Origin of the sequence: Luteitalea sp. (genome assembly GCF_022842525.1) — a bacterium.
Classification (GTDB): domain Bacteria; phylum Acidobacteriota; class Vicinamibacteria; order Vicinamibacterales; family Vicinamibacteraceae; genus Luteitalea.
This window is the reverse complement of record NZ_JALHPM010000234.1, coordinates 1-8,282: the sequence shown is the minus strand read 5'-3', so window position 1 is coordinate 8,282 and position 8,282 is coordinate 1. Positions and strand designations below refer to the sequence as shown.

Below are 8,282 nucleotides of genomic sequence, written 5' to 3'. Positions count from 1 at the left end.
CTGGCGGCGTCCCAGGCGGCGTCCCAGGCGGCGGCCGCCGCCAGCACCGGTGTCGCCGCGGTGCACGCCTCGCGCGAATGCAGCGCCGGAAGCGCGCGCATCGCCGACGCGTGCACGGACAACGCCTCATTCAGATCGAGCCACGCGGGCGAGTGCACCCGCACCATCCAGTCGAGCGCCATATCGGCGCGACGCTGTTCGACGGCTTTCGTGCTGCGCGTGCCGACGAGCCGCGCGATGTAGGGCCGGAGCAGCGTGTCGCGCTCGCCGTCGGGCAGTCCGTCGTTCCACGCGCGCATGAACGCGCCAATGACGGGGCACGCGCACTGCGGGTGGTCGCTCCACGGTTCGCCCGCCACGAACGCGACCGCCTCCATCACGCACATCGCCTCGTCGTTCGGGTTGTGGCCGCCCGACGCCAGGACGGGCACACGCGCGAGGCGTTCCAGATTCACGGGAGCCATCAGAGTTCTCCTTCGCCCGGCAGGGGCAAGCGCGGGCTCTGCCCCGCCGTGGCCAGCTCGACGAGGTTGGTGTATTCGCCCTTCGTCTCGGTGATGCACTCGACCCACGCCTTCGCGTCCCAGGCCTTCTTCGCGGCCGCGGCCACGTCGTTGTCGAGCGTGGAGTACTCGACGCCGTTGCCGTCGATGACCTTCCAGAGCGTCCACTTGCCGCCGTTGCGGCTCGTGCCCTCCTTGACGTTCTTGACGTCGACGATGCGCACCGCGCCCTCGCACGGCGGCACGTCGGGGTTCGGCGCCGCCGCGCCGGCCGTCGTCGACGACGGAGGGGTGGAGGTCGACGACGGCGCGGTCGTGGCGGAGCTGCCGACCAGGCGCGGCTCGACGGCGGTCGGCAGAGGTTCGTCAACGATCGGCGCCGCCTCGATCGCGGGCCGCCCGGCGGGATACAGCGCGGATGTGGCACTGAGCGCCGACTGCGTGACGAGCTTCTTGATCTCCGGGTCGCTGAGGTCGGGCTGGAACGCGACCCGCACCACGACGAACGGCTTCTGCAGCTCCGCCCGCGAGTACTTCTGGCGGATGCCGCAGCCGGACTCGCGGATGACGGCGTTGATGGCGCGCGCCTCGCAGTTGCGGAGGCCGTGCTTGCGGGCCTCGCCGATCTGCTGCGTGGTCCAGCCCTTCAGCTGCGCCGAGCCGTCGCGCAGGTCCCACTCCTTCGTGGCCTCGCGCCGGATCTTCGAGCCGTCGATGCCGGTGTAGGTCGCGACGGCCTTGACCTCCCAGTAGTGCGGGATGGTGCGCGGGTCCGTGCGGATCGTCTCGGTGCTGATGCCGGCGCACTCGGCCAGCTTCCGGAGCCCGATCTTCGCGAGCGCCACTTCGTCGCTCTTCAGGAACGGCAGGCCGGCGTAGACCTCGCCCTGGGCCGCGTCCGGGTGGATGCGGATCTGGCTCACAACGAGACCGTAGGAGGCGGCGATGCCGGACATGCTGGTGAACGGCGTGAGCACGTGAAAGTGCCCTTCCCACCGCTTGATGGCGGCCATGTACTCGTCAGGCGTCTTAATGACGGCCGGCGTGCGGTCGCCCGTGGGCGCGAGGGCCGTCGGGGTGTCGATCGTCGTGGTGCTCATGGCTACGCTCCTGCTTCGAAGTGGTCGGTGTCGGCCATCGCGTCGAGCGCGATGAGCGGCTCGAGCTGCGCGACGACCCGGGGATGGTGGCCGCCGAGCGTCTGCGTGTAGCGCTCGATGACCTGACGCACCATCTGCACCAGCCCGCGGCGCTGCACGGGCGTCTGGCTGCCCAGATCCATGAGGCCGTGCGCCGCGGCGTAGAGGGCGGGCGCCTGCCGGTCGGCGTCGATCACGGCCAGCGCGACGGCCGCGGCGGTCTCGTACTCGGTGCGCTGCCAGCGCGGCAGCCGGTCGAGACTGGCGCGGGCGTCGTCGGTGCTCACCTGAAGAATCCGCTCCGCCAGCACGGCGACGCGCAGCGCGTGCGCGAGGGCATCGGTCGGATGTGCGGTGGTCGTCCGTCGGTCGGGTGCGGTCTGCGTTACACTTTCCATGGTTGCCGCCCTCCTTGCGGCGATCGCGGGCTCGGCGTTTGCGGCGCCGGGCCCGTTCGTGTCTCTGGGTTACCGGCGCCGGCGAATGGCGCGGCCGTCGAAGTAGTGCGTCTCGCTCAACTCGGTCCCGGGCGGCGCGTTCGAGACGAAGCCGTAGTGCACGAGCGGCGTGTTGTTCGGTCCCATCACCGGCGTGCCGTCCTTCTTCGTGACGGCGCGCTTCGTTGGCACGAACACCAGCAGCGGCTGCGCGTGTGATGACGGCAGCGCGGTGACGCGCGTCGGTCGGCGACCGTCACGGACCGTGGGGTTGGCGCGCGCGGCCCAGCCCATTACCGCCCCTCCGGTGCCAGCGACGGCACGTGCCGCTCGACGTGTGCACGGTGCCGGCGCGCCTGCGCGTCGTCGTTCGCCAGCTCGCGTCGGATCGCCGACGGCCCACACAGGACAAAGCCGAGCGCGATGAGCGCCAGCACCACCAGGGCCCACGGGCTGTCGTAGTCCTCGCGCTGCGGATGGCACACGCGGCAGGTCACACCCGGCTCGCCGTGCACGCAGTCGCCCGCGTCGTAGTCGCCCCACTGCACCATCACCACCACCCCATGGATTTCGCGGCGCCATACCCGATGAACGCCCACCCGGCCGTGAGGAGGACGCCAATGACAACGACTTCCCACGCAAGACCGCGCCGCGCCGGCCCCTGCGCCTGCGGACGCACCATCCGAGCTGTCTGGCTCATGACACCCTCCGGCTGCTGAAGCGCCTGCGGCTCGGCACCGGCAACGGGGCGAGCGATCCAGGCATCGACATCACGGGACGCGCGACACTCGCCCGCCGCTGGGCCTCGATGAACGCCTCGATGTCGCGCACATCGAAGCGCCACGCCTTGCCGACACGGATCGCGGCGAGCTGCTGCGTCCGCACCAACCGCAGCACCACGCGTGGCGTGACCTGCAACGTCTCCGCAGCCACGACCTTGTCGACGAGCGGCGTCATGCCGACACCGCCCGATAGACAACCGTCGTCTCCACCGTGCAGCCCTGCGCGTCCCGCGCCATCTCGATCGCGAAGGGGCCGTGCAGGCGCGTGCCGTAGACGCGCGCGAGCACCACGTTCTCGTCGCCTGAGCGCCAGCGGGAGAGCTGCGCCTTGTCGAGCGGCTTCTCCGTCGTGCCCAGCAGCGCGCAGACTTCCTTGTCGTCGAGATCGAGCACGCCGATGGCGCGGCTCAAGGCCTTCCCGATCCGACGACGCTCACGGGCGCTGGCGTCCTCAACAGGGTTGAGCGCCTTCGCCATCCGAGGGCGAAGGTGGTCGAATCTGTTGAGTGGCGCCGTGGCGACCGCGCCGGCCAGGCTGTTAGCCATGACGCACCACCTTCGGCCACACCTTCCACACCCGGCCGCAGTCCATGCAGACCGACACACGCTCGTCGAAGGCCCGCGCCCGATACCGGATGTCCGTGCAGGCGCAGCCGAGCACGATGCCCGCGTGGCCGCTCGCCTGCGGCATCTGCTGGCCCTCGCCCGCCTCCACCGGCGCCGCTTCACACGGGCCGTCAGGGCTGGCGACGTCTGCGGCGCGCGGCAGCACCGCGGGCACTGGCAGCGCGCCGCCACCGACCTGCGACGCGCACTCGTCGAGCTGCAGGAGGACGAACATCACGCCACCTCCGAACGGATGAGGTAGCGAGAGACCGAGTAACCGAGGGCCCGAGCGAGGGCCTGGGCGGTATCGGTCGACTGGATGTCACCGGTGATGAAGCGGTAGACCGTCCGCTGTGACTTGCCCGATCGCTGCACGAGCGCCGGAATATCCAGCCCTTTGGCGACGGCGTCTTCGTAGAGCTTGCGTCCATCGAATTGCAGCCGCGGCATCGAGGTCGTTGCCATGTCAACGACAAGATACGTGCCGTTCATTGCCATGTCAACATCTATTTTTGCCACTCATTGCCATGGCAACGCGGGGAGGTCTTACCCTGCTGGGGAGATGGCTAGCGGGCACACCAGCCGCGAACGGTCGCGCAAATTCAGGCAGTTCGGTGAACGCCTCACAGCGTGGCGCGGGAATCGCGAGATCGCGGTCGTGGCGAGGCTCGCGCAACGCATGGGCGCCAAGCTGTCCGAGCCGACGCTTCGCGGGCTCGAATACGGGTGGACTGGCTCACCTGATCCGATTGCGCTTGCGGTCCTCGCGGCGATCTACGACGTGCCCCAGGACGAGATGCTGGAGGCGCTGGTCGATGCTAGAAACGCGGCAGGCGAGGCCATTCGAATCGAGCGCCGGCCGACGACTGCGCCAATCTCGATCGATGGCCATGACTTCGGCGCGGTCCCGCTGATGAAGGGCCGGATCGCCGCAGGCTCGCCCTTGGCGATTGACGACCACGAGTCCGCGGGTGCGCTGGCGTTCAGCGCGACGTTCCTGCGGCGGTGGAAGATGCCGATCTGCGTCCGCGTCGGCCCACGCGAGGAATCGATGCTGCCGGTGATCGCGCCGGGCGATGTCGTGCTTCTAGAGAGAGCCGGCGAAGGCAGGCCGCCAGACCCGACTGGCATCTACGCCGTCCGGGTAGACGATGGGTCCACCCTGAAGCGCGTGCAGTTGATCGAGCAGGATGGCCGCGCCTGGCTGGCCCTGATGAGCGAGAACGCGGACAAGCGGAAGTATGGTGTTCGAATGGTGCCCGTCAGCGACGGCGACCGATGGCAGGAATACCTTATCGGCCGCGTCGTCTGGCACGGTCAGTACGTATAGCCCTTGCCCCCTCAAGGAGAGAGACTATGGTCCTTCGCGCGTTGGCTACAGCACTACTCGGCGCTTTGCTGTTCGGTGGATGCAAGGGCGGCGGGAACGATGTCACCGGCCCGTCATCAACGTCCTGCACGGCCGGTCCCTACACCTTCGATCTGAACGTGTCGCGCTGCCGGGCGAGCGACGGGCAGTTCGCGCTGAACTCCTGGCTGCGGGCGATGAGATGAAGAAGTGCCCTTTTTGCGCCGAGGAAATCCAAGACGAGGCCAAGGTCTGTAAACACTGCGGGCGGGACCTCGTATCGACCGCGACCGTTCAGAAGGTCAAGGTCGTCAATCAACGCGACTGGATCTCACGGACGGCGAGTGTGGGGTGCGCGGTCATCCTGCTCATTCTCGCCGCCTCGTGCGTCGTGTCAGTCGTTGTGGGTCGCCGATGAAGGCGTTTCATCTCTCCTGCGCGGCGGCGCTCTGTGTCACTTCGATGGCGTGTGCCGGCGGCATCGCGCCATCGAAGGAGCTGGTGCCAGAAGCCACGGCGCTCCTCAAGAGCGAGATCGCCGCGGGGAACTTCACCGGCTATGACTGTTTCAAGAATGAAGCGTTGATTGATCCGCGCGTCTGGCGCTCCGTGCCAGCGACGACCAAGGAGAACATCACGACGACGGTCGCTGTGGTCTGCTACGGCGAAGGGCAGGGCTACGAAGCCACCATCAAAGACGCACGGTCTGGCCAACGCCTCGCCACCTTCTCGTATGGCCGCTACGAGGTGCACCCCCAATGACCCTCGTCCCCTTCCCCCGTCGTACACCGCCTCGTGAAGACGCCTGCCACTTCGATCTCGTCCTCGTGAAAGGCGAGGAGACCCGCCGCTTCTGGGTCCGCCCCGGCAAGATCCCCGGCACCTACTGGGGCCAGATCTTCTTCGGCGAGGGCCAGCACCGTAGCTGCATCGCGCACGACCGCCACGGGATCGCGCGCTTCGTCGCCGAGTGCCGACGCGAGATCGCCGCCTACGAGCGTGACGGCTGGACGCGGCGATAGACACGCGTGACCGTCTACCGCGCGAAGGACCGCCGCACGAAGAACGACCAGGGCAAACTCGTCGCGGCCTACCGCTACGACTTCTGGTACCGCGGCGTGCGCCACGTCTCGCCCCGCCCCTACCCCAGCAAACGCGAAGCGGCCGACGCGGAGGCCGCGCGCCGGCGCACCCTGCGTCGCCTGGCCGCCGGGCTCGAGGTGGCCCGCGACGAGACGTCGCCCGCGATTGCCGACTGGGCCGAGACCTACATGGATCACGTCGAGCGCCGCGGCAAGCTCACCGACCCCGCATCCGCTGAGCACGTGCTGCGCGTGGTGCTGCGCTTCTGGGGGCGCCGGCCCGATCGCCCGCTGGAGGCGCACGAGACCGGGCCGTACCACGACCTGTGCCTGGCCGACCCGATCGACACCCCCGCGCACCTGCTCGCCTTCGAGGAGTGGATGCTCGCGCGCGGCGTCGCCGGCGCGACGCGCAACCGCTACCGGACCGCCATGTCTCGGCTCTACCAGATGGCCATGCTGCCCGAGTACCGCGCGGCCACGGGCGTGACCATGAATCCGTTTCGCGCGCTTGAGCGCGACCCGGTGCGCCGCCGCACCGTCACCATCACGCCCGAGCAGCTCCGCGCCGTGATGCTGGCGTCGCCGGCGCACCTGCGCCTGGCTATCGCGATTGCCGCCCTCGCGCCGAAGCTGCGCCTCGGCAACATCCTCGCGCTCCGATGGGACGAGCACATCAGCCCCGACCTGCGGCTCATCCGCGTCGAGCAGCACAAGACGGCTCGCAGCACCGGCCGGCCGCTCATCACGCCGGTGAGCGACAAGCTACACGGCATACTCGCGGCCGCGAAGGCGCGCCAGCCGAAGGGCGTGTCGTGGGTGGTGCACTACCTCGGCGACCGGGTGAAGACGATTGACACCGGGCTCATCGCCTCGTGCAAGGCGGCCGGCGTGCCCTACGGCCTGAAGGCGGGCGTCACGTTCCACACGCTGCGCCACACCGCGGCGACGAAGCTGGCCGCCCTGGGCGTGCCGGAGGGCATCCGGAAGGACGTCATGGGCCACACGTCGATCCAGACGACGCAGTGGTACACCCACCTCGAACCGCGCCACGAGGTGGCCCCGCTGAACCAGCTCGCGGAGGTCACGGACATCGCCGAATTGGTGTTCGGGGCTGGTGGGGATGCCGGTGGGACTGATCCCGCATCGGGCCGATCGGACGGGTCGCCGCGGGTGCGCATGCGTCGACGTCAATCGCCTGCGAAACGAGGCGAATCTGACGCTTCCGGCGCAAACCGTTCGACGCGAAAGAAGGCGCGTTAGGGCGCTCAAAATCCTGTGCTCCTAACGGGGCGTGTGGGTTCGATTCCCTCCGCCGGCACCACTCCTCGCCCGCGGGCTCGTCGTGCCGCCGGTGGAGGCATCAGCAACACGGCGTCGGCCTCCGGCCTCGCCTTGCCGTTGTCGATTCCCTCCGCCGGGCACTGATGCCCGGCGCGCCGCGGGGCGCCCTGGCCGGCCCTCGCAGAATCCGCAGGTTTTCGTGCAGACTTCCGGAAACGCACGCCGCTGCACCTAGCCGTCGTCGCGGCTGGAACCGAAACAGCATGGGATGGGACTCGTCGTGAAGGTTCGCCTGCCGTTTCGCCTTGGCTTCGCCAAGACGCGGCCCGCGAATCGGCCGCTCGCGGACGCCGCCGGCGACACAGGTCCAGCCTCCCCAGCCGACGCTCCACGCGACGCCGCACCGTCCGCGGCCGCGGTTGCCGTCGCCGAGGCGCCGGCGCCATCGGCGACGCTCGATCCCGCCGCTCAGGCGTTTACGCCCTCCGCCATCACGGCGGTCGAGCCCGCACCGGCCGCACCTGACGAACGCACGGTCGACGACGCCTCGTCCACCCTCGTCTGGCTGGCCTATACGTCGGCGCTCGCCTCCCGCGCGACCACACTCGAAGACGCGGCGCTCGCCGCCCTGGAAGGACGCCTCGACAGCGGCCCACGGCGCCGCGCCGCGCGCGAAACTCACAAGCTCGCGACGTCGCTGTGGCTCGTGGAAGCGCGGGAAGCCGCGCGCCTCGCCTGGGAAGCCGCCGGGCTGCTCGACACCGGCACCCTGCTCGGCACCGCGAACGCACTGCGCCTCTCGCAGATCGTCGAGACACTGCACAAGTCGCTGCGCACGCTGCCGCCGCCCGAAGCGCTCTCGCCCGCCGGCCGTCCGACCGCGCCGTACCTGCTCGTGGTGGACGACGACGAGGCGCTCGCCCGCGAGCTGCCCATCGAAGCGGCCGTGCGCGGCTGGCGCGCCAAGGTCGTGCGCCATCTCGGCGAGCCCATCGACGACCAGGCCGCGGTCATCGTGATCGGGCCCGACGTGCTCGGCGACGCCGATGCCGTCGCGCGCACGCGCCTGCTCTCCGCGCATCCCGAGGCCGCGGTGGCCGC

General features: G+C 69.7%; 14 protein-coding genes and 2 pseudogenes. 6 read left to right on the top strand and 10 right to left on the bottom strand.

The window, feature by feature from the left end:
• The 10 genes and pseudogenes from Q0C41_RS27695 to Q0C41_RS27650 all read right to left on the bottom strand — a co-directional run.
• A pseudogene (locus Q0C41_RS27695) lies at window positions 1–464 on the bottom strand (hypothetical protein); the annotation flags it as partial.
• Window positions 464–1,603 (bottom strand): hypothetical protein, encoded by a 1,140-nt coding sequence (locus Q0C41_RS27690; protein WP_291989586.1) that lies wholly within the window; start codon window positions 1,601–1,603, stop codon window positions 464–466. The gene Q0C41_RS27690 and the pseudogene Q0C41_RS27695, both read right to left, overlap by 1 nt.
• A 2-nt stretch (window positions 1,604–1,605) precedes the next feature.
• Complete coding sequence (locus tag Q0C41_RS27685; protein ID WP_291989584.1) at window positions 1,606–2,040, bottom strand: hypothetical protein; 435 nt, start codon at window positions 2,038–2,040, stop codon at window positions 1,606–1,608.
• A gap of 69 nt (window positions 2,041–2,109) precedes the next feature.
• Window positions 2,110–2,373: a hypothetical protein gene (locus Q0C41_RS27680; RefSeq protein WP_291989582.1), complete on the bottom strand. Its 264-nt coding sequence runs from the start codon at window positions 2,371–2,373 to the stop codon at window positions 2,110–2,112.
• Window positions 2,373–2,636 carry a hypothetical protein gene (locus Q0C41_RS27675; protein WP_291989580.1) on the bottom strand — a complete coding sequence of 88 codons (264 nt, stop codon included), beginning with the start codon at window positions 2,634–2,636 and terminating at the stop codon, window positions 2,373–2,375. Before Q0C41_RS27675 ends, Q0C41_RS27680 begins: the two co-directional genes overlap by 1 nt.
• On the bottom strand, window positions 2,630–2,779 hold the full coding sequence (locus Q0C41_RS27670; RefSeq protein WP_291989578.1) for a hypothetical protein: 150 nt from the start codon (window positions 2,777–2,779) through the stop codon (window positions 2,630–2,632). The genes Q0C41_RS27675 and Q0C41_RS27670 overlap by 7 nt, the downstream gene beginning before the upstream one ends.
• Window positions 2,776–3,036 (bottom strand): helix-turn-helix domain-containing protein, encoded by a 261-nt coding sequence (locus Q0C41_RS27665; protein WP_291989576.1) that lies wholly within the window; start codon window positions 3,034–3,036, stop codon window positions 2,776–2,778. Before Q0C41_RS27665 ends, Q0C41_RS27670 begins: the two co-directional genes overlap by 4 nt.
• A complete protein-coding gene (locus tag Q0C41_RS27660) occupies window positions 3,033–3,338 on the bottom strand; it encodes a hypothetical protein (RefSeq protein WP_291989574.1) in 306 nt (101 codons plus the stop codon). Before Q0C41_RS27660 ends, Q0C41_RS27665 begins: the two co-directional genes overlap by 4 nt.
• A gap of 61 nt (window positions 3,339–3,399) precedes the next feature.
• Complete coding sequence (locus Q0C41_RS27655; protein ID WP_291989572.1) at window positions 3,400–3,702, bottom strand: hypothetical protein; 303 nt, start codon at window positions 3,700–3,702, stop codon at window positions 3,400–3,402.
• Complete coding sequence (locus tag Q0C41_RS27650; protein ID WP_291989571.1) at window positions 3,702–3,932, bottom strand: helix-turn-helix transcriptional regulator; 231 nt, start codon at window positions 3,930–3,932, stop codon at window positions 3,702–3,704. The genes Q0C41_RS27655 and Q0C41_RS27650 overlap by 1 nt, the downstream gene beginning before the upstream one ends.
• Before the next feature lie 214 nt (window positions 3,933–4,146).
• On the opposite strand from Q0C41_RS27650, the gene Q0C41_RS27645 reads away from it, so the two are divergent.
• The 6 genes and pseudogenes from Q0C41_RS27645 to Q0C41_RS27625 all read left to right on the top strand — a co-directional run.
• A complete protein-coding gene (locus Q0C41_RS27645) occupies window positions 4,147–4,797 on the top strand; it encodes a S24 family peptidase (RefSeq protein WP_291989570.1) in 651 nt (216 codons plus the stop codon).
• Window positions 4,709–5,233: a zinc-ribbon domain-containing protein gene (locus Q0C41_RS31535; RefSeq protein WP_367079315.1), complete on the top strand. Its 525-nt coding sequence runs from the start codon at window positions 4,709–4,711 to the stop codon at window positions 5,231–5,233. The genes Q0C41_RS27645 and Q0C41_RS31535 overlap by 89 nt, the downstream gene beginning before the upstream one ends.
• The gene (locus Q0C41_RS27640) at window positions 5,230–5,577 is read left to right on the top strand and encodes a hypothetical protein (RefSeq protein WP_291989569.1); all 348 of its coding nucleotides are present in this window, start codon (window positions 5,230–5,232) and stop codon (window positions 5,575–5,577) included. The genes Q0C41_RS31535 and Q0C41_RS27640 overlap by 4 nt, the downstream gene beginning before the upstream one ends.
• The gene (locus Q0C41_RS27635) at window positions 5,574–5,837 is read left to right on the top strand and encodes a hypothetical protein (RefSeq protein WP_291989568.1); all 264 of its coding nucleotides are present in this window, start codon (window positions 5,574–5,576) and stop codon (window positions 5,835–5,837) included. The genes Q0C41_RS27640 and Q0C41_RS27635 overlap by 4 nt, the downstream gene beginning before the upstream one ends.
• A 6-nt stretch (window positions 5,838–5,843) precedes the next feature.
• Window positions 5,844–7,160, top strand: coding sequence for a tyrosine-type recombinase/integrase (locus Q0C41_RS27630; protein WP_291989567.1), 1,317 nt, complete (start codon window positions 5,844–5,846; stop codon window positions 7,158–7,160).
• Between the two features lie 301 nt (window positions 7,161–7,461).
• Window positions 7,462–8,282, top strand: a pseudogene (locus tag Q0C41_RS27625) (hypothetical protein); the annotation flags it as partial.

Coding starts and splice junctions, on each gene's coding strand:
- Q0C41_RS27680 (WP_291989582.1), bottom strand. CDS start 2,373: ATGGGCTGGGCCGCGCGCGCCAACCCCACGGTCCGTGACGGTCGCCGA.
- Q0C41_RS27665 (WP_291989576.1), bottom strand. CDS start 3,036: ATGACGCCGCTCGTCGACAAGGTCGTGGCTGCGGAGACGTTGCAGGTC.
- Q0C41_RS27635 (WP_291989568.1), top strand. CDS start 5,574: ATGACCCTCGTCCCCTTCCCCCGTCGTACACCGCCTCGTGAAGACGCC.
- Q0C41_RS27650 (WP_291989571.1), bottom strand. CDS start 3,932: ATGGCAACGACCTCGATGCCGCGGCTGCAATTCGATGGACGCAAGCTC.
- Q0C41_RS31535 (WP_367079315.1), top strand. CDS start 4,709: ATGGTGTTCGAATGGTGCCCGTCAGCGACGGCGACCGATGGCAGGAAT.
- Q0C41_RS27670 (WP_291989578.1), bottom strand. CDS start 2,779: ATGAGCCAGACAGCTCGGATGGTGCGTCCGCAGGCGCAGGGGCCGGCG.
- Q0C41_RS27660 (WP_291989574.1), bottom strand. CDS start 3,338: ATGGCGAAGGCGCTCAACCCTGTTGAGGACGCCAGCGCCCGTGAGCGT.
- Q0C41_RS27690 (WP_291989586.1), bottom strand. CDS start 1,603: ATGAGCACCACGACGATCGACACCCCGACGGCCCTCGCGCCCACGGGC.
- Q0C41_RS27685 (WP_291989584.1), bottom strand. CDS start 2,040: ATGGAAAGTGTAACGCAGACCGCACCCGACCGACGGACGACCACCGCA.
- Q0C41_RS27655 (WP_291989572.1), bottom strand. CDS start 3,702: ATGTTCGTCCTCCTGCAGCTCGACGAGTGCGCGTCGCAGGTCGGTGGC.
- Q0C41_RS27645 (WP_291989570.1), top strand. CDS start 4,147: ATGGGCGCCAAGCTGTCCGAGCCGACGCTTCGCGGGCTCGAATACGGG.
- Q0C41_RS27640 (WP_291989569.1), top strand. CDS start 5,230: ATGAAGGCGTTTCATCTCTCCTGCGCGGCGGCGCTCTGTGTCACTTCG.